Origin of the sequence: Limnobacter humi, from assembly GCF_024518835.1 — a bacterium.
Classification (GTDB): Bacteria; Pseudomonadota; Gammaproteobacteria; order Burkholderiales; family Burkholderiaceae_B; genus Limnobacter; species Limnobacter humi.
The window spans coordinates 253,722-273,991 of sequence record NZ_JANIGO010000002.1; the positions used below are offsets into that span (position 1 = coordinate 253,722).

The window sequence follows — 20,270 nt, forward strand, 5'->3', positions numbered from 1 at the left end:
GAATTCGGTTCTAGAACTAGACAAAAAAAAGGGGCGAAACGCATCGCCCCTTGGCTTTTTGATTGAGCGAATTAACCCTCAGCGCCCTCGGCAGGCACTTCAACAAATTCGTCACCCGCCTTGATGGACTCAACCACGTCATTGACAGCCTGATCGCGGCCAGCCAACACTGCATCAGCCACGGAACGGGCATACAGACGAATGGCGCGTGCGCTGTCATCGTTGCCGGGCACGACATAGCTCACACCAGCTGGGGAATGGTTGGTATCCACGATGCCAACAACCGGGATACCCAGTTTTTCAGCTTCAGTGATGGCGATTTTGTGATAACCCACGTCACACACAAAGATGGCGTCTGGCAATGTGGGCATGTCTTTGATGCCGCCAATTGACTGGTTCAGCTTTTCGAGTTCGCGCTCAAACAACAAGGCTTCTTTCTTGGACATGCGCTCCAAACCGCCGTCGGCGATCACAGCTTCCATGTCTTTCAAGCGCTTGATGGAAGTTTTCACCGTTTTGAAGTTGGTCAGCATGCCGCCCAGCCAACGCTGGTCGACATAAGGCATTCCACAACGCTGCGCTTCTTCAGCGATGATTTCTTTGGCCTGGCGCTTGGTACACACAAACAGGATGTTGCCGCGGTTGGCTGACAGGCGCTTCACAAACTTCAGCGCGTCATCCAGCATGGTGACTGTTTTTTCCAGATTGATAATGTGGATTTTGTTGCGATGGCCGTAGATGAAAGGGGCCATTTTTGGGTTCCAGAAGCGGGTTTGGTGACCAAAGTGGCAACCAGCTTCCAGCATTTCGCGCATAGACACTGCCATGATTTCTCCAGTATAGACAGGGTTGAAGTGATCCTGCGCTGGGCCTACAGACACCGTATTCGGTCGAAGGCACCCTGTCGCGCAGGCCATCAGATTTGCCCAAGGGAGAAAAAGAGCTTCTCCGCAGGACAGCCCGAGATTATACTCAGGAAGATTGAATAAGCTCAAGCAGGAATTGCACAATTAGCATGAATATTGTTATCAAGACCGAAGAAGACATTGCCAAAATGCGCGTGGCAGGCCGATTGGCCTCGGAAGTTCTGGATTTCATTACGCCACATGTTCACGCCGGCATTACCACAGAAGAACTCGATCGCCTCTGCCACGATTACATGGTGAATGTTCAAGGCACTATTCCTGCACCCCTGAACTACTGCCCGCCCGGTTACACCCCCTACCCCAAGTCGATCTGTACATCGGTGAATCACCAGATTTGCCATGGTGTGCCGGGACCGAAAAAACTGAAAAACGGGGACATTATTAACATCGACATCACGGTGATTAAGGATGGTTACCACGGCGACACAAGCCGGATGTTTGTGGTCGGCGAAGGCTCTCTGGCCGCCCGCCGGCTATGCCAGATCACGTATGAAGCCATGTGGATCGGGATTGAACAAGTGCGACCCGGTGCAACACTGGGAGATGTCGGCGCAGCCATTCAACGTTTCGCTGAAGGCTTTGGATACTCTGTGGTTCGAGAATTTTGCGGACACGGCATTGGCCAGAAATTTCATGAAGAACCCCAGGTGTTGCACTATGGAAGACCCGGCACCGGTGTTCGCCTGGAAAAAGGCATGATTTTTACAATCGAGCCGATGCTAAACGCCGGTCGACGGGAAATCAAGGAAATGCCGGATGGATGGACGATTGTCACCAAGGACCATAGCCTGTCCGCGCAGTGGGAACATACCGTGCTGGTGACCGATGACGGCTATGAGGTGTTAACGGTTTCGGCGGGCACGCCTGCAAAGCCTGAACGGGCAGCCATGGCAGTTTAGTTTTAAATCAAGTCGATAGAGAACCATATTCATCTTTTTCAGGAATAACGCGTGAGTGCCCAGCCAAACGATGTCCGACTTCAGATCAAGCAAGAACTCAAAGCAAATTCACCGTTATGGCTGACACCGTTCAACGCTGACAGCAAGGATTCTGATGTAGAAAATGCATTAAGAAATCGATCCAAAGCTGTTGATAAAGCACTGAGTTCTTTGTGGAAATCAATGGACTTCCCGGATGAATATGCCCTGGTCGCTGTGGGGGGTTACGGACGCGGCGAGCTGTTCCCCTACTCGGATGTGGATGTTCTTGTTTTGCTCGACCGAGAGCCCGAGGGTGCTGATGTTGAAAAACTGGAGCAGTTTTGCGGGTCTGGCTGGGACATTGGACTGGAAATCGGTCACAGCGTGCGAACTTATGAGCAGTGCATCGAAGAGGCCAACAAAGACATCACCGTACAGACGGCGCTGGTCGAATCACGCCTGATTTGCGGAAATGCACTGCATTTCAAGCTTTTGCAAGAAGGTCTTGAGAAATCGCTGGATGTCAAAACCTTTTTTCGAAAGAAGACGCTGGAGCAACGCCAGCGTCACGCCAAATACCATGAAACGCCATACAGCCTAGAACCCAACTGCAAGGAAAGCCCAGGGGGACTGCGCGACTTGCACGTGTTGCTTTGGGTGGCCAAGGCCGCCAAGCTGGGCAATTCCTGGGCGGAAATGGCCGTGCATGGCTTGATTACCCCGTTCGAAGCGGCAAAGCTCAGAAACAACGAGCGCATTCTGAAGAAAATTCGATATCAGCTTCACGTCACCACTGGGCGTCGCGAGGACCGTTTGGTCTACGACGTACAAACCCCGTTGGCGGAGTCGTTGGGTTACGCACCCAATGGTGCCAAACGCTCCAGTGAACAGTTGATGCAGCGCTATTATCTGGCCGCCAAAGCGGTCATGGTGCTCAATACCATCCTGTTACAAAACATTGAAATTTCCATTTTTGGCGCCAACTCGTTGGAAACGCCCATTGACGACGATTTTCAGGAAGCAGACGGCCTGCTGGATATTCGCCATGACCGGGTATTTGCCGAACGCCCATCAGCCATGTTGAGAGCCTTCATCGTGATGGCTCAGCATCCGGAGCTCAAGGGCATGAGCGCCAGGCTGCTACGCCAGCTTTGGCATGACCGTGTTCGCATCAACAGCGAATTCAGGGCCAACCCAGTCAATAAAACCCTGTTCATCGAGTTTTTCAAACAACCGCAGGGCATTGTTCACGAGTTGCGCCGAATGAACGAAACCAGTGTGTTGGGGCGCTACTTACCGGCCTTTCGACGCATTGTCGGGCAAATGCAGCACGATCTTTTTCATGTTTACACTGTCGATCAGCACATCATGCAGGTGGTTCGAAACCTCCGTCGGTTCACCATGGATGAGCATGCGCATGAATATCCGTTCTGCAGCCAGTTGATGGCCAACTTTGAGGATCACTGGATTTTATACATCGCTGCGCTGTTTCATGACATTGCCAAAGGACGCGGTGGTGATCACAGCACCCTCGGTGAAGTGGATGCAGCGGATTTTTGCCAATCGCATGATTTGGGTGATGAACACACCGATTTGGTCACCTTTCTGGTTCGCCATCACCTCACCATGTCAAATACCGCCCAGAAAAAGGATTTGTCGGACATCGAGGTGTTGAAAGAGTTCGCAGCGATTGTGAAAACCCCCAGGCGTCTGACAGCCCTTTACTTGCTGACTGTGGCCGATATTCGCGGGACCAGTCCAAAAGTGTGGAATGCGTGGAAAGGCAAGTTGCTGGAGGACCTGTACCGATACACCCTGAAAATGCTGGGTGGTGAAGCGCCAACCCACCGACAAATGCTGGCTGAACAGCAAGCGGAGGCCAAACGAATTCTACGTCTGTATGCGTTATCGGATGATGTTCAAGACAAGCTATGGAAGCAGTTGGACGTGTCGTATTTTCTTCGGCAAGGTCCCAGTGACATTGCCTGGCATACGCGACATTTGTACTGGCGGGTTGACGCGGCGCAACCGATCGTGAAAGCCCGTTGGTCACCCTTGGGTGAAGGATTGGATGTGCTGGTGTACACACGGGATGAGCCAGATCTGTTTGCCAGAATCTGCGGGTACTTTGACTCAAAGAATCTCAGTATCCTGGATGCGAAAATTCACACCACCACACACGGTTATGCGCTGGACTCTTTCCTGATTCAGCAAGACAGTGGCGCTGGTTTTGATCGCGAGTTTCTATCGTTGCTTGAGGCTGATCTTCAAGACCGGCTGGGAAAGCGCCAACCCCTAGCCGACCCGGTCTTGGGCAGAATGTCGCGCCAGTCCAAACACTTTCCGATACGTCCAACCGTTGATCTGGTGCCCGACGAGAAAGGCAACCAGTACTTGCTCAGCGTTTCTGCGACAGACCGTACCGGGCTTCTCTACTCCATCACGAAACTGCTGGCAAAGTATCGGGTCAATGTGCAGACCGCCAAAATCATGACCCTCGGCGGTCGCGCTGAAGACACGTTCCTGATCAACGGACAGTCGCTGAATTCTCAGAAGCTTCAAATTCAATTGGAATCCGACTTGCTGGAACTGCTGTCCATTTGATTAATCTTCGTGCAACTGGACCAAGGATTTCAACACGGCCATCACGCGAACCATGCCATCCTGAACTGTTTTGGAGATCTGCGCATGGGAAATTTCGCGTGCACTGTCGCCCACGCCAGCAGCATGGTTGACAACCAAGGCCAAGTGCGCGTACGGAATATCTAGCTCCCGTGCCAAGGCCACTTCGGGCATGCCGGTCATTCCAACGATGTCTGCGCCGTCCCGAGCCAGCCTGCGAATCTCAGCGGCGGTTTCCAGTCGAGGGCCTTGCGTACAGGCATAGCAACCGCCTTGCACCACTGGCTCGCCGACCGCATCGGCAGCGGCGACCAAGGCCGTTCGCAATCCAGAGTCATAAGGCCACGTGAAGTCAATGTGCTGCACCGCCTGGTTATCGCCTTCGAAGAAAGTGGCTGCACGACCATGGGTGTAGTCGATGATTTGATCAGGCACCATGAGCGTTCCAGGGCCGAATTGGGGCTGTATACCCCCCACAGATGCCACAGCCAAAATTCCATCAATCTCAAGCTGAGCCAGTGCCCACAAATTGGCACGGTAGTTGATTTCATGGGGTGCCAAGGTATGGCCGTAACCGTGGCGGGCGAGAAAAACCACCTCGCGGCCTGCCAGCGTACCGATTAACAATGCACCAGAAGGTTCGCCGTAAGGCGTTCTCAGGACTTGACGTCGGGTTACTTCAAAGTCTGGCAACTGGCCCAGGCCACTTCCACCGATCACTGCGTACATCTGGTTACCCCCGGTTATTCAAATAGGCAGCGAATTCCGTGGACACCTCAGGATGTTTCAAACCGAGTTCTACCGTGGCCTTGAGGTATCCAATTTTCGATCCACAATCAAACCGGGTTCCTTCGAAACGGTAAGCCAGCACAGGTTGATCATGCAGCAATGATGCAATACCGTCGGTCAGCTGAATTTCACCACCAGCCCCCTTTCCGGTTTTGCGGATGTGATCGAATATCTGGGATGTCAGCACATAACGCCCAACCACGGCGAGGTTGGTCGGTGCATCCTTGGGATCCGGCTTTTCAACAATTGCATTGACCCGTTCAGATTTTGAATTCCACGGCGTGCTTGACACAATACCGTAGGATTTGGTTTCAGCCTTGGGCACCTCTTGAACAGCCAATACGCTGGCATGCTCCCGCTCGAAAATCTTGACCATCTGGTGGGTGACCGACGGCGTGCCCTGATCGACATCCATCAAATCGTCCGCAAGCAGCACAGCAAAAGGATCAGCGCCGACCACAGGCTCGGCGCACAACACTGCATGCCCCAAGCCGAGTGGTTCCATTTGGCGAATGTAAATGCAATTGGCATGGCTGGGCACAATGTTTTTAACAACCTCTAACAACGCTTTCTTGCCCCGCGCCTCCAGCTCAGCCTCCAGCTCGTAAGCCTTGTCAAAGTGGTCCTCAATGGATCGCTTGCTACGGCCTGTGATAAACACCAACTCCGTAATGCCAGCTTCCAATGCTTCTTCAACTGCGTATTGAATCAGCGGCTTGTCAACCACGGGCATCATTTCCTTGGGACTTGCTTTGGTTGCAGGCAGGAAACGGGTTCCCATCCCAGCCACTGGAAATACCGCCTTGCGAACTCTTGCCATGTCAACACCTCAAACGTTGTGATGTAAAAATATTTCAATAATTTACAGCAACTGATTAAATTCGGATTCAGTCAACACAGCCACACCCAAGGCCTGTGCTTTTTCTAATTTGCTGCCGGCCGATTCGCCAGCCAACACGAAGTCGGTTTTCTTGGATACAGAGCCACTCACCTTACCCCCCCTTGCCAATATGAGCGCTGCAGCGTCATCACGCCCGTATTGTTTCAGCGTGCCGGTCAACACAAACGTTTTTCCGTAGAAGGGATGCGTTTGATCCAAAACAGTGGTCTTGGCAGGATCGGGCCAATGAATACCCAAGCCCAGTAGCTCAGTCACAACCGCACGGTTGCTGGCTTCCCTGAAAAATTCATGAATGGATTGCGCAACCACGGGCCCTACATCCTGAACGTCCAGCAATGCATCGACGCTGGCATTCATCAACGCGTCGATCGTGCCAAAGTGAGTGGCCAGATCCCGTGCTGTGGCTTCTCCCACATGGCGAATACCCAAGGAAAATAAAAACCGCCCGAATGTGGTGGACTTGGACTTGTTCAATGATGACAACAGATTATTGGCTGACTTCTCACCCATCCGCTCCAGCGCAGACCAATCGGGCAAACGCAGGCGATACAAATCAGCGGGGGTTTTAACCAAACCGACTTCCACCACCGTTTCAACCAGTTTGTTGCCCAAACCCTCGATGTCCATGGCCTTGCGGTGCGCAAAGTGAATCAATGCACCAACCAGTTGAGCCTTGCACACCAAGCCACCCGTGCAGCGATGAATTGCTTCATCCTCTTCCCGGCTCACCGTTGAACCACACACCGGGCAGTGCGCCGGCATTGAAAAGGGCCGATGGTGGAGACGTTGATTGCCCGGAAATGGCAGCACCTCCGGGATCACATCACCCGCGCGACGGACCAGGACCTGATCACCAATTTGCAGGTCCTTGCGGCGAATTTCGTCCACATTGTGCAATGTGGCCGATGAGACCACCACGCCACCCACCTTAACGGGCTCAAGCTTGGCCACCGGCGTCAGCGCTCCAGTTCGACCCACTTGAATCTCAATGTCCAGCAGTCGACTCAACACCTCATCTGGCGGGAATTTGTGAGCAATGGCAAAACGTGGCGCTTTGGCAACAAAGCCCAATTGACCCTGAATCCGGTAGTCATCCACCTTGTACACCACACCATCAATTTCAAACGGTAGACTGATACGTTGCCCAACCATGGTGTTGTAGTAACTCAGCAAACCATCAACACCTTGAACGGTTTGACGGTGTTGGCTGATGGGTAATCCGAGGTTTTGCAACCAATCCAAAGTCTTGGAATGTGACTGCAATCGCCCCTGCTGATCTCGATCAAGGACTGCTCCGTAACAAAAAAAACGAAGGGGGCGACTGGCAGCCACCCGGGGATCGAGTTGTCGAATGGTGCCTGCTGCGGCATTCCGGGGATTTGCAAACACTTTCAGACCATGCTCCGCCTGACGCTGATTCATTGCTTGAAAATCCGCTTTGTAGATCAGGATTTCGCCGCGGATTTCCAGTTCATCTGGAAATTCTGATCCCGATAGGCGCATGGGCACATTGCGGATGGTCCGGACATTGGCAGTAACATCCTCACCGGTGGTTCCATCTCCACGCGTCACAGCCTGAACAAACTGCCCTGCCCGATAGAGAATCGAGATCGCCAGGCCGTCGAATTTTGGGTCGATGGCATACGCAACCGTCTGGTGATCCGGGATCTCCGCAAGGTCATGGACACGCCGATCGAATGCCCTGACCTCCGCCTCGTCGAAGGCATTGGACAGCGACAACATGGCCGCACGGTGCACAATTTGCTCGAACCCTTCCAGGGGTTTGTCTCCAACCCGTTGCGTCGGCGAATCCCTGCGAACCAAATTCGGATATTGACTTTCAAGCGCTTCCAGTTCCCTGTAGCACCGGTCATATTCGGAATCAGGCACCATGGGCTCATCCAGCACATAGTATTGATAGGACCATGCATTCAGCTGATCAACCAATGTCTGAATACGTGCTTCAGGATCATCCAATGAGCCTGGTTCCGGCTCGACTGAATCAAACAAATTCAGATTTTCCATGCATGTTCAAGAGAACAGAATTCTTGATGAAACATCACCGGGTTTAAAGCCACTATCGGTGAGATGTCGAACCCGTTCAATCAATTGGTTGTAGATACCTTCAATGGCTTGCGTGCTGAGCGTTCGCCCAGAATCGTCCATCATGGGTGCGCCATATTGCGCGTTGAACCCATGACAAACCGCGACCACATCACCCAACGAGCGAACTGGATCCGAACTATTGGGAACATCAATGTTAAAGCTCAACAACCGTTTGCCAGGGGCCTGGTGTACCACCATGGTTGCCAAAATTCCGGTGGAATCACTCAGAGACCATTGGTGACCTTTTTGTACCCAACCGGCCTTGACCAGGGCGGTTGCGACGGTCACGTCATCCACTTGCTCAGGCATCAGGCAATGCAGACCCAGCAAAGTGTCAAGCGCTGCAGCTGCCTGGTCCAGGGTTTCAGCCCGTCGAACCACTTCCCGCATTTCGGGAAATTCAATTTCAGCGTTGTGATCCTCTGCAAAGCGCCGAAAACGGGTCAGCACCTCGGAAAACTCAATAGAACTCAGCGGACCCTTGCGATTGGCAATCTGTATGCTGGCCTTCAGTTGATGCGCATGCCCTTGGAACGCTGACGCAGTAAACCAAAGCACCTCATCACCCTCGGGTGGCTGAACACCGGCGGCATACACAATTTTTTTCCGATTGATTTGCTCAAGACCATCCATCAATGCTTTCCAAGCATTTGCATCCTGCGCCTCGTCAAACCGAAAAGTGAAATCAACAAACAGACGGGGATCCAGCGGCTCGGCCGGTTGATTGTCGAGAATTGGATCGGGCACCGCCTCCACATACGCGCCCGAAGCATCCGCATGCGATTCATCGGTGCGAAAACCGGGCTCTGCACGTTCACGTCCAACTGTGGATGCGGGAACCGACAGCAATGGGTCTTCGGTGCTTTCACCAAATCGTTCACTGGCGGTCTTGCGAAGTCGAAAGTCTTGCCACCAGTTATATCCAATCATGGCAGCAATGCCGCCACCACCCACGATGAGCAGCGTCAGTTGTAAATCGTTCATACAGTTTCCGTGGCCATTTTTTCAGCAGCCGCTAGGTCGACAGCCACAATGCGGGATACACCCTTTTCCTGCATCGTAACGCCGATCAATTGCTCGGCCATTTCCATGGCAATCTTGTTGTGAGAAATGAACAGGAATTGAGTCTGTTCAGACATTTGCTTGACCAAGCGGGAAAACCGCTCGGTGTTGGCGTCATCCAGCGGAGCATCCACCTCATCTAGCAAACAGAATGGCGCTGGGTTCAGTTCGAAAATGGCAAAAACAAGCGCCGTTGCTGTCAATGCCTTTTCGCCACCGGATAGCAGGTGAATAGTGCCGTTTTTCTTGCCTGGCGGCTGTGCAAACACTTGAACACCAGCATCCAGAATTTCTTCGCCCGACATCACCAGCCGCGCTTCACCCCCACCAAACAGCTTGGGAAAGAGTCGGCTGAAATGTCCATTCACCACGTTGAATGTTTCCTGCAACAGGTCGCGGGTTTCTTTGTCAATTTTCCGGATGGCATCTTCCAGTGTGGTCATGGCCTCCACGAGGTCAGCAGCCTGCTGGTCCAGAAAGCTCTTGCGCTCCGTGGCAGCAGCCAACTCTTCGAGTGCAGCAAGGTTCACGGCCCCCAGGTCTTGCATGGCATTGGTCAGCCGGGTCACCTCAGCCTGAAGAACCGACGCCTTGGGTGCAACATCCATGGCCAGTATTTCCGCACTGATCGCCTCTACGTTGGCCTGAACTTCATTGAGCAGGTTCTGATACTGCTCAATGGTCATTTCAGCTGCCTGAATTTTCAGAGCCAAATCCTGAATCTGCGCGCGCAAAGGCTCCGCCTGTCGATCACTTTCCTTCTCAATCCGTTCAAGCTCCGACACCTTGCTCATGATCTGCTCAAGCGCATCACGCGACATCACCACCTTCTCTTCAGCAATGACCCGCAGTTCCAGTGCACCCTGCAAGGACTCCTGTGCCGAAGCTTCTGACAGTGAATCCAGCTCAACCAACGCTGAGGACTTTCGCTGGGAAATCTGCTGAATTTGGGCCTGCGCAAAAGCAATGTCCCGTTCACACTCCCGCTTCCGACTGTCTTGGTTGCGAATATCGAATTCAGCATCTTGCTTTTTACGCTGCGCCGCCTGGACGGACTGTTGCCTGTCCCGCAGCTGCTGCTCAATCTGCAGCACCTTGTCTTTCAAAGCCTCCAATACATCGCTGTCAGCAGCCAACTGCTCATCCAGTGCGGCATAGCGATCCTCGGATTCCAAAAGAATGGCCCTCTGCTCTTCCAGCTCTGATTGCAACACAGCGATGTCCAGGTTGATTTGCTCGCGTCGTCCATCGGCGCGGGTTTGAAGCTCCTGGAGTCGAATCAACTGGACCTGGGCCTCGTGCAAGCGGCGCGTTATGGATTCAACTTGCTGACGGGACTGCGCAACAAGAACTTTCTGCTCATTGAGCTTCAACTGAAGTTGATCACGCTTTCCAAGCGATTCACTGCGCAACATGTCCAAAGCGCGAACCTCTGTTCGCAGTGCTTCAATCTGCTGCATGCGTTCCAATCGACCTGCCTGAGCATCCTCCGCGGCATAAAACTGCACGCCAGACTCGGTCACGCAATGGCCCTGCGGAGTGAACACTTTTTGACCAGGCTTCAGGCCTTTGCGTTTGGCCAAGGCTGCAGACAAATCAGCGGCCATCAGGCAACCGGACAAGGCCCGGGCAATTGCCTGCGCCACCCCAGGCTCGGAAGATCGCACCAAACTGGCCAAGTCTTCTGGCCCAACCGGATTGGCAGGCGCGCTGTCCGGCGCTGTTTCCATGAAAGCCACTCGTGAAGGTGGAGGCTGATTGGCAAACCCGGCCACCATGTCCACGCTCCGCACCTGAAAACTATCCAACGATTCGCGCAGCGCAGATTCAAGTGCCCGTTCCCAGCCTCGCTCAACCTGAAGCTTGCGCAAAACCCGAGGGGTATCAGCCAAGCCACTGCGCTCGATCCACGGTTTCAGCGTTTGACTCTCGGCCAGCTGTTCATTCAGTTTTTCAAGCGCAGACAACTGAGCCTGTGCATTGGCGTGACGGTCACGCTCGGTGTTGAATGCAGCTTGAACCTGTTCGAGATGATCCTGCGCATCGGCCAACAGCGCCTCATGGTCATGCAACTGGGCCGTGGATTCCTCAAGCTCCACCGTCAAATCTTCCACTTTCCGCTGAATATCCGCCAGTTCAGCACCAGACGGCGCAGCGATCTGACCTTTTTCACCGTGCAAACGCTCCAGTTTCGCCTGAATACCCGACTCGGCTCGACTGGCTGCCTCCTGCTGGGAAGACACCTGACTTAACTGACGCTGAACGTCCATGACTTTGGCACGCTGCTGGTCCACTGATTGGCGCGCCATGGAGAGGCTTTCTTCCAGCGGCTCTAGCGCCAGTTCGGCCTCTTCCACGGCAATCGTCAGCTCTTCCAGAATGGATTGCTGGTCTTCAGCACTGGCCAATATATCGTCAAGGCGATGTGTGGCCTCGCTTTCGCGAGCCGCCCAACTGGCCAACTCAGCCTCCAGCTCAGCCACCCTGGCACCCAGGCGGGTACGACTTTCGGCCATGACGCGCAAGTCAGCCTCCAATCGGCTGACTTCGCGGTTTGCCTCGATCCACTGACCTTGATCATTTTCAAGGGTCTGCTGGGCATCAATTTGTTTCTCACGCAGGGCGAACAATTCAGTCTGCGTGTGAATGGATTGGCTTTGAATCTGTTCAAGGTCAGCCCGAGCCCTTTCAAGCTTGGCTTTGCCGGTGTTTTGCTGCTCACGGGCCTCATTCAGGCGAATCGTCCACAAATAGCGTTGTTTGGCATTTCGGCCTTCTTCAAGCTCTTTGAACTGCCGAGCAATCGTCGCCTGTTGTTCCAAACGCTCAATTTGTGAACCCAATTCACGCCGAATGTCTTCAACTCGGGTCAAGTTGTCGTGGGTGTCCTGCAGGCGGTTACCGGTCTCACGACGACGCTCCTTGTATTTGGATACACCCGCCGCCTCTTCCAAGAAAATGCGCAATTCTTCCGGGCGCGCTTCGATAATTCGGGCAATCATGCCTTGGCCAATGATCGCATATGCCCTGGGGCCCAAGCCTGTGCCCAGGAAAATGTCTTGAACATCGCGGCGTCGCACCGCTTGTTGATTGATGTAATACGTGGACTGACCATCCCGGGTCAACACCCGTTTCACTGAGATTTCGGCGTACTGGTTCCAGCTTCCCCCTGCCCGACCCTCGGCGTTGTCAAACACCAACTCGACACTGGCCCGAGAGGCTGGTTTGCGGTTGGAAGATCCGTTGAAGATGACGTCCTGCATGGATTCACCGCGCAATTCGGACGCTTTGGATTCACCCAGCACCCAACGAACAGCATCGATGATGTTGGACTTGCCACACCCGTTTGGCCCCACCACCCCCACCAAATTGCTGGGCACAGCGAAGGACGTGGGTTCGACAAATGACTTGAAACCGGCTAAACGAATATGAGTTAAGCGCACGATGAAGCGTTGGGAAGGCCAATAGAAGAACGGTGAAAACGGAACTGCGGCAAAACGGGCATACTCTGCCCGCTTTATAATAGCAAAGCCGATGCCCCATAAGTTTCACTCGAGCGAGAATCATGAGCAACAAGCCCAGCCGGGAACTGCAGACCTTCCCGAACCCGAACACGGACCGCCCTTATCACGTGCACATTGAAGTGCCGGAGTTTACCTGCTTGTGCCCACTAACGGGTCAGCCAGACTTCGCAACCCTGGTCATCGATTACCTGCCCCACCTGAAAAACGTGGAGCTGAAAAGCCTGAAAATGTATATGTGGTCTTACCGCGACGAGGGCGCCTTCCATGAGGCAGTGACCAACCGCATTCTGGACGACTTAGTGGCCGCAACCGAGCCGCGCTACATGAAGCTGACAGCCAAATGGTATGTGCGTGGCGGTGTATACACCACGGTGGTGGCTGAGCACCGCCAGGCTGGCTGGACGCCCCTGCCCAAGGTTGAGTTGGACCAGATTTCGACCATGAACCCCACCCGCGGATAAGTTTGCATGCTCACGCCCGTTAAAAACCTGGAAAAACTGCAGCCCTACCCCTTTGAGCGCCTTCGGGCGTTGTTTGGGGGTGTACAGCACGCGGGCGGGCTGAGCCATGTCAACCTGTCGATTGGTGAACCGAAACACCCAACACCTGAACTGATCAAGCAAGCCGTGATCAACAATCTGGATGGTCTGGCTGTGTACCCGGGTACGCAAGGCTTACCGGCCATCCGCAACACGATTGCGCAATGGATTTTGAAGCGGTTTGAGGCCCAGGTGAACCCAGACACCCAGGTACTGCCCATCCTCGGCTCACGTGAAGCCCTGTTTGCATTTGCGCAGGTGGTGCTAGACGGCTGCCCCGCTGGTAGCAAAGTGGTGTTTCCCAATCCGTTCTACCAAATTTACGAGGGTGCAACCTTTTTGGGCGGCGCCGAGCCCGTGTTTGTCAACATTGACCAAGCCACCGGGCTACCCGACTTTGCATCGTTGAGCGCTGAAACCCTGGCAGCCACTCGGCTGATGTATGTGTGCTCGCCCAACAACCCCACTGGCGCAGTGTACACACTGGACGACTGGCAACGCCTGTTCGACTTGGCCGATGAACATGACTTTGTGATCGCCTCCGACGAGTGCTATTCGGAAATTTACTTGGATGAAGGCAATCCGCCCATCGGTGGCCTGGAGGCTGCTGCACGCCTGGGTCGGTCAGACTTTAATAATCTGGTTGTGTTTTCCAGCTTGTCAAAACGGTCCAACGCCCCGGGCTTACGTTCTGGCTATGTGGCTGGAGACGCCGATTTGATGGCAGACTTTCTGCGCTACCGCACTTACCATGGGTCGGCGATGTCTACCACCATACAGGCTGCCAGTGTGGCGGCTTGGTCTGACGAAGCCCATGTGGCCGAAAACCGACGCCTGTACCGCGAGAAATTTGAGTCATTCAAAGCGATTATTGGCGACAAGTTGCCCTTGCACATTCCACCCGCTGGTTTTTACTTCTGGGTGAAGGTACCGGGCAGCGACACTGAATTCGCCAAAATGCTGTTTGAACAAGCCCACATCACCGTACTACCCGGCAGTTTTTTGGGAAGAACACACGAAGGTATTAATCCGGGCGACGGGTACATTCGAATTGCCTTGGTCGCCTCCAAATCGGAGTGCGACGAGGCCGCACATCGTATTCACGCCATTCTCTGAACAATTTTTGAGCCAAGGAACACACCATGAGCCATGCATACCAGTCCATCATTGAACAAGCTTGGGAAAACCGCGCCGATATTTCCCCATCGAAAGCGCCTGCTGATGTGCGCGAAGCAGTTCAAGCCACACTGGAAGAGTTGAACAAGGGCAGCCTCCGGGTGGCGTCCAAAGAAAATGGCGATTGGGTGACGCACCAGTGGATCAAGAAGGCGGTGCTGCTGTCGTTCCGCCTGGAAGACAACAAACCCATGCCTGCCGGTGGCTTCACTCAGTTTTACGACAAAGTGCCCAGCAAGTTTGCCAATTATTCCGAAGAAGATTTCAAGGCAGGCGGTTTCCGGGTGGTACCCCCCGCTGTTGCCCGCCGTGGCAGCTTCATCGGAAAAAATGTGGTGCTCATGCCCTCTTACGTCAACATTGGTGCATACGTGGACGAAGGCACCATGGTAGACACCTGGGCAACGGTCGGCTCCTGCGCGCAAATCGGTAAAAACGTACACCTGTCCGGTGGTGTGGGCATTGGTGGCGTATTGGAACCCCTGCAAGCAAACCCCACCATCATCGAAGACAATTGCTTCATCGGTGCCCGCTCGGAGGTTGTGGAGGGCGTGATCATTGAAGAAAACTCCGTGATTTCCATGGGCGTGTACATCGGCCAAAGCACCAAAATTTACAACCGCGAAACTGGTGAAGTCACATACGGCCGTGTGCCTGCAGGCTCAGTGGTGGTCAGTGGCTCATTGCCCTCCGCCTGTGGCAAATACAATTTGTATTGCGCCGTCATTGTGAAACAGGTCGATGCCAAAACACGGGCAAAAACTGGCATCAATGAACTGCTGCGTAGTGCCGAATAAATTCATGGGAAACACGGTCAAGCAAGTAGAGGTTTACGGTATTCCGAATTGTGACAGCGTTAAAAAAGCGTTGAAAAACCTGAAAGATGCCGGTGTACAGCCAGTTTTTCACAACTTCAAGACAGAAGGTGTGGACCCAGGCTTGCTGTCCACCTGGTTGAATTCCATGGGCGTGGACAAAGTCATCAACAAAAAAGGTACCACCTGGCGCGGCCTATCGGTGGATGTACAGGCTCAAGCATTGAGCTCGACAGGCGCACACGCACTGGCGCTGAACAATCCGTCGGTGATTAAACGGCCTGTGGTGAAGATTGCTGATCAATGGACGATTGGCCTGACCGACTTTTCGGAATTTTTTCATGAATGACACAGCCGGCCACATTGCAGTGGACATTCGCGAGCTGAAAACAGTTCGCGACTGGATTCGTTTTGGAGTGTCAGAGATGCGGCGTGCCAAAGTTTTTTTTGGCCACGGCTGTACCAATGCGTTCGATGAAGCCGTGTACTTGACACAGACCGCCCTCTCGTTGCCGGTGATGGAGCCTCTGGATGTGTTTTGGGATGCCCGTTTGACCGAGCATGAAAAAACACGGCTGCTGAACATGCTCACAGAGCGGATTGTTCACCGCAAACCAGCCAGTTACATCACCGGCGAAAGCTGGTTGCAAGGCCATCGCTTTGATGTCGACAAGCGGGTGATCATTCCGCGATCGTTCATCGCTGAATTGCTGGCTGACCAACTAACGCCGTGGGTCAATGACCCCGACGCCCCCTTGCACGTGTTGGACATGTGCACAGGGTCAGCTTGTCTGGCTATTCTGGCTGCGCATGCATTTAACAACGCCACGGTGGTGGGCGCCGACCTGTCCGCCGATGCGCTGGAAGTAGCGCAAAGCAACGTGAAACACCATCAGCTTCAGGACCGGCTTGAGTTGGTCCAGACGGATCTATTTGAAGGCCTGCCAGGTCGACAGTTCGATCTTATCATCACCAACCCGCCCTACGTGAACGAACAATCCATGCGCAGCCTGCCGCCAGAATACCTTCACGAGCCGCGCATGGCATTGGCTGGGGGCGATAACGGCATGCAGTTAATTGACCGCATTTTGCTGGACGCACCCAAGCATTTGAGCGACGGCGGGCTTTTGGTGGTCGAGCTGGGTAATGAAAGACCTCATTTTGAGAACGCATATCCGGATTTGAATGTGATTTGGCTAGAGACATCTGCCGGCGATGAGCAGGTGTTCCTCATCCACAAAGAAGACCTCGAATGATCCAGATCACCGGGCTGTCGATTGCCCGCGGCAGCAAGTCAATTCTCAAGCAGGCAAACCTCACCCTATTCCCCAAGGAAAAGGTTGGATTGATTGGACACAACGGTGCTGGAAAATCGAGTTTTTTCGCCAGCCTACTGGGTGAGTTACCTGTGGACGCCGGCAATATTGAGATTCCGCAAGCTTGGTCTGTGGCGTGGATTGATCAGGAGGTCACAGCCAACGACACACCAGTGATTGATTTTGCATTGGAGGGCGATCGCGCCCTGCATACTATTCGACAGCAAATTCGGCACGCAGAGTCAAGCGGTGAGTCCGCGCACATTGCTCACCTGTATGAGCAGTTGGACAACCTGGATGGCTACACTGCCGAAAGTCGCGTCGCCACGATTCTGCATGGCCTTGGATTTAAACCGGAAGATCTTCAGCGCAACGTTGGCGAGTTCTCCGGTGGATGGAAAATGCGGCTGAATTTGGCCAAAGTGTTGGGCTCACGCGCTGAGCTTATTTTGCTGGATGAACCCACCAACCACCTCGACATTGAGGCGGTCCTGTGGTTGGCCCAGTGGATTCGTCAGGTGGATTGTACTGTTCTGGTCATCTCCCATGACCGAGAATTTCTGGATGAGATTTGCACTCACACCGTGCATTTGCATGGCGAGCAACTGGTGAAGTACACGGGCAATTACTCCACATTTGAACGCACCTTTGCCGAAAGGGCCGAACAGGTGGATCAGGCCAATCGGAAAGCCAGTGCAGAAATTGAAAAGCTCCAACGCTTTGTGGAACGCTTTAAGGCCAAAGCCACCAAGGCCAAGCAAGCCCAAAGTCGCGTCAAGCGAATCGAAAAAATCAAATTGATTGAAACCTACCAAGTGCAGGCACATGCAGAAATCCCTTTTCTGGAACCGCACAAAAGCCCGGACCCATTGGTCGTTCTGGCTCGGGCTGCATGTGGCTACAATGCCGAGAAACCAGTGATCAGTGGTTTGAATCTCGAAATTCGCCCAGGTGACCGAATTGGCTTGCTGGGGTCTAACGGCAATGGTAAAACCACCTTGGTCAAAAGCCTGGTCGGCGATCTTCCGTTGCTGTCCGGTGACCGAGTGGAGGGCAAAGGTTTGGTTGTGGGCTATTTTGCGCAAGACCAGATTGAATCACTGGACATGGCCGCCACACCACTCCAACACCTTGCTCGCGTGGATCGGCAAGCCACCGAGCAGCAGCTTCGGGATTTTTTGGCTCGATTTGACTTTCGTGACGAAAAAGTCCGCCAAACCGTGGGGAATTTTTCTGGCGGCGAAAAGTCACGCCTTGCATTGGCACTGCTGGCTTACCTTCGGCCCAACCTCCTGCTTCTGGATGAACCCACCAATCACTTGGACATGTCCACCCGACAGGCCTTGGTCAACAGTTTGATTGAATTCGAAGGGGCCCTGGTGATGGTATCCCACGATCGGCATCTGCTGGAGTCCATCACCGACACCTACTGGCGAGTGCATGCGGGCCAAGTAAGCCCGTTTGACGGTGACTTGGAGGACTACGCCAATCTGCTGAAAAAAGAATCCAGCCAGACAGATCGCTCCAAGGAACCAGCCAAAGCAACCCAAGGCCAACCAACGGATCGACAAGCCGCTCATCAACGACTCAAAACCCTGCGCAATCAGATTAAAAAAATCGAAAAACAATTGGAAGAATGCACGGCCCAGCGGCAATTGGCCGACACCGCATTGCACAACCTGGATTACAGCAAACCGGATACAGCAAGCCTGGCCGCTCGATTGGCCCACGAACGGGAGACGGCCCACCGGCAGGTTGAAGATCACGAATTCAAGCTGCTGGAATTGATGTTGGAATCAGAGACACTGGAATCTGAACTGGGTCTTTAACACGGATCTCAGACAGCATTTGCTGGTGTGTGCTGCATCAAAAAGACAGGAAAATCTGGCCACGTGAAAGCGCTGCCGCAGCCGCCGGCCAGTGTGGTGAGGGTATTGAGATTCCCGATAAACAACGCCTGCTCAGTTGGGGATCCGATTTCAAACAGTTTACCGGTCAACTGACTTAACAACATGTCCGGCAGTTTTCCGGGTGAAGGATCGATCACTGGCGCATCACCCAAACGCATCAACAAGGCTGCGCTGGTATCTGTCGACAGGCTTCGAGCCTGTTTCGCTTCGTGATAAGCCAATTCAACAAAGGCCAGGTGCCACTGAATCCATTTTGGCCATGCCTCGTTGACCACAGACAGGGTGCGGTTCCGCTGTGTGACCAATTCATCGTAGGCCTCAGGAACCTGCCATGGTGTCTGGTGATCCCAGTCCAACCACCGCAATGCATTCCGGATGGCTGTCTCCTGTTGATGAATCCCATTTGTACCACCCACGGCTTGGGTAAGGTTCGGCAGCATGTCCATGGACATCAGAAATGAATCTTCCGCACTCAGCAACGTGCGAAGCAACTGGTCTGATGTAGCGGCCACCCTCACCGGCGGTTCAGAACCAGCAGACCGCTGATCATCGGATTCGGAGTCGCTCACCGAAAGACCTTGCTGAATCGAGGGCTCTGCGATCAACCGGTTGGACACAGGAAGATTCTGCTGCCGCCGCCACCACACCGCGAAGCCCAATGCACCCAGCAAGGAAAGCCCCAACACACCATATACGCTCACCGGCCAGTCTGGCATTGCTGTGCTCGGTATCGTTGGTGGTGAATCGGAGGGTGGTTTTACCTGCTGGGTTGCGGCTTGAGCAACGACCTTTGGCTGGATCGGCATGGTTTGCCTGGAATCTATTGAGGCCGACACTGGCTCGGTTGAAGCCACTGGTTGTGGAGAGGCAGTTGGCGCACTGTTCGCTTTGTTGATCTGGGCTCGGTATGGTTCGGGCAATGAATGGTTTGGCGGCAGCGCCTGACGGGTGTTGCCAACCAGCGATCTCGGCTCGAAATCGCGAAAACCACCTGCGCTGCCAGGCAAGGGGTCGGACAACAGGTTTTGTGCCGACGCTCCGCTTGATCGTGCTGAAGGCGAATTCAGGACATCCGGCATGGCCGTGGGTGTCACGAACACTGGCCAGCTGAGTTCAAATACGTTCAGTGGGCAGGAGGACCGAAGCAGGAGAGTACCTTCCGTGGAGCTCAAGATAAATGGCCCAGTGAAATGCAGCTGGATGGTTTGATCGGTGCGCTTTGAAATATCCACTGCCAAAGGTCTGGGCTCGGCATCCCGCTCCCCGCCAAGCCATTGGGCCTGCAAACAGGCCGGCCGGATCACCGAAAAACCGGCGTGTTCAGTTGATCGCAAATCGACCCGATAGTCGGGTCGAAAGCCCAACTTGCTGGTTCCCGACAAAACGCCAGCCTCAATGGCCACGGCGTTGCCCGCTGGCCATACGATCAGCAGGCTTGTTATTAGTCGGATCAAGATCGACTCAACGCGCATGTGCACACCCATGAAATCACCCCGTACGTTGCACACAGATTACTCAGTGCGTATGCAGCTGCGGTATCCTTGGGTTGGCCTAATTCGGATGGGTGAACGGTTGTGAGGGCTGAAAGCATTCCTTCAGCGTAAAACTAGAACGTTCGTTCTTCTCATTGAAATTACTCTTGAGTAAACTACGGCCAACCAACA

15 protein-coding genes are annotated in these 20,270 nt (G+C 53.8%); 8 read left to right on the forward strand and 7 right to left on the reverse strand.

What is annotated here, in order from left to right; translation table 11 throughout:
• Nucleotides 1–71 precede the first annotated feature (71 nt).
• Nucleotides 72–827: a 30S ribosomal protein S2 gene (rpsB, locus tag NQT62_RS06240; protein ID WP_256763782.1), complete on the reverse strand. Its 756-nt coding sequence runs from the start codon at nucleotides 825–827 to the stop codon at nucleotides 72–74.
• A gap of 188 nt (nucleotides 828–1,015) precedes the next feature.
• Here rpsB and map point away from each other — a divergent pair, with 188 nt between their 5' ends.
• Together map and NQT62_RS06250 are read left to right on the forward strand one after the other, a co-directional pair.
• Nucleotides 1,016–1,825 carry a type I methionyl aminopeptidase gene (gene map / locus NQT62_RS06245; RefSeq protein WP_256763783.1) on the forward strand — a complete coding sequence of 270 codons (810 nt, stop codon included), beginning with the start codon at nucleotides 1,016–1,018 and terminating at the stop codon, nucleotides 1,823–1,825.
• Between the two features lie 51 nt (nucleotides 1,826–1,876).
• Nucleotides 1,877–4,450 (forward strand): [protein-PII] uridylyltransferase, encoded by a 2,574-nt coding sequence (locus NQT62_RS06250; RefSeq protein ID WP_256763784.1) that lies wholly within the window; start codon nucleotides 1,877–1,879, stop codon nucleotides 4,448–4,450.
• Here NQT62_RS06250 and NQT62_RS06255 read toward each other — a convergent pair whose 3' ends face one another.
• Genes NQT62_RS06255 through smc form a run of 5 tightly spaced genes read right to left on the reverse strand, consistent with a single transcriptional unit; the run spans nucleotide 4,451 to nucleotide 12,769 of the window.
• The gene (locus NQT62_RS06255; protein WP_256763785.1) at nucleotides 4,451–5,197 is read right to left on the reverse strand and encodes an S-methyl-5'-thioinosine phosphorylase; all 747 of its coding nucleotides are present in this window, start codon (nucleotides 5,195–5,197) and stop codon (nucleotides 4,451–4,453) included. It lies immediately after the preceding gene.
• 4 nt (nucleotides 5,198–5,201) lie between these two features.
• Nucleotides 5,202–6,077 carry a UTP--glucose-1-phosphate uridylyltransferase GalU gene (gene galU, locus NQT62_RS06260; protein WP_256763786.1) on the reverse strand — a complete coding sequence of 292 codons (876 nt, stop codon included), beginning with the start codon at nucleotides 6,075–6,077 and terminating at the stop codon, nucleotides 5,202–5,204.
• A 42-nt stretch (nucleotides 6,078–6,119) separates the two neighbouring features.
• The gene (ligA, locus tag NQT62_RS06265) at nucleotides 6,120–8,183 is read right to left on the reverse strand and encodes an NAD-dependent DNA ligase LigA (protein ID WP_256763787.1); all 2,064 of its coding nucleotides are present in this window, start codon (nucleotides 8,181–8,183) and stop codon (nucleotides 6,120–6,122) included.
• A gap of 6 nt (nucleotides 8,184–8,189) precedes the next feature.
• Entirely contained in the window at nucleotides 8,190–9,248 is a 1,059-nt protein-coding gene (locus NQT62_RS06270) for a hypothetical protein (RefSeq protein ID WP_256763788.1), read from the reverse strand.
• Nucleotides 9,245–12,769 (reverse strand): chromosome segregation protein SMC, encoded by a 3,525-nt coding sequence (gene smc, locus NQT62_RS06275; RefSeq protein ID WP_256763789.1) that lies wholly within the window; start codon nucleotides 12,767–12,769, stop codon nucleotides 9,245–9,247. Before smc ends, NQT62_RS06270 begins: the two co-directional genes overlap by 4 nt.
• A gap of 122 nt (nucleotides 12,770–12,891) precedes the next feature.
• Here smc and queF point away from each other — a divergent pair, with 122 nt between their 5' ends.
• Genes queF through NQT62_RS06305 form a run of 6 tightly spaced genes read left to right on the forward strand, consistent with a single transcriptional unit; the run spans nucleotide 12,892 to nucleotide 18,525 of the window.
• Nucleotides 12,892–13,311 carry a preQ(1) synthase gene (gene queF, locus NQT62_RS06280; protein ID WP_256763790.1) on the forward strand — a complete coding sequence of 140 codons (420 nt, stop codon included), beginning with the start codon at nucleotides 12,892–12,894 and terminating at the stop codon, nucleotides 13,309–13,311.
• 6 nt (nucleotides 13,312–13,317) lie between these two features.
• Entirely contained in the window at nucleotides 13,318–14,505 is a 1,188-nt protein-coding gene (gene dapC, locus NQT62_RS06285) for a succinyldiaminopimelate transaminase (RefSeq protein ID WP_256763791.1), read from the forward strand.
• A gap of 26 nt (nucleotides 14,506–14,531) precedes the next feature.
• On the forward strand, nucleotides 14,532–15,362 hold the full coding sequence (gene dapD / locus NQT62_RS06290) for a 2,3,4,5-tetrahydropyridine-2,6-dicarboxylate N-succinyltransferase (RefSeq protein WP_256763792.1): 831 nt from the start codon (nucleotides 14,532–14,534) through the stop codon (nucleotides 15,360–15,362).
• 4 nt (nucleotides 15,363–15,366) lie between these two features.
• Nucleotides 15,367–15,729, forward strand: coding sequence for an ArsC/Spx/MgsR family protein (locus tag NQT62_RS06295; RefSeq protein WP_256763794.1), 363 nt, complete (start codon nucleotides 15,367–15,369; stop codon nucleotides 15,727–15,729).
• On the forward strand, nucleotides 15,722–16,636 hold the full coding sequence (prmB, locus tag NQT62_RS06300; RefSeq protein ID WP_256763795.1) for a 50S ribosomal protein L3 N(5)-glutamine methyltransferase: 915 nt from the start codon (nucleotides 15,722–15,724) through the stop codon (nucleotides 16,634–16,636). Before NQT62_RS06295 ends, prmB begins: the two co-directional genes overlap by 8 nt.
• Nucleotides 16,633–18,525 (forward strand): ABC-F family ATP-binding cassette domain-containing protein, encoded by a 1,893-nt coding sequence (locus tag NQT62_RS06305; RefSeq protein ID WP_256763796.1) that lies wholly within the window; start codon nucleotides 16,633–16,635, stop codon nucleotides 18,523–18,525. Before prmB ends, NQT62_RS06305 begins: the two co-directional genes overlap by 4 nt.
• 8 nt (nucleotides 18,526–18,533) lie before the next feature.
• Here NQT62_RS06305 and NQT62_RS06310 read toward each other — a convergent pair whose 3' ends face one another.
• On the reverse strand, nucleotides 18,534–20,090 hold the full coding sequence (locus tag NQT62_RS06310; protein ID WP_256763797.1) for a hypothetical protein: 1,557 nt from the start codon (nucleotides 20,088–20,090) through the stop codon (nucleotides 18,534–18,536).
• Between the last annotated feature and the right edge of the window lie 180 nt (nucleotides 20,091–20,270).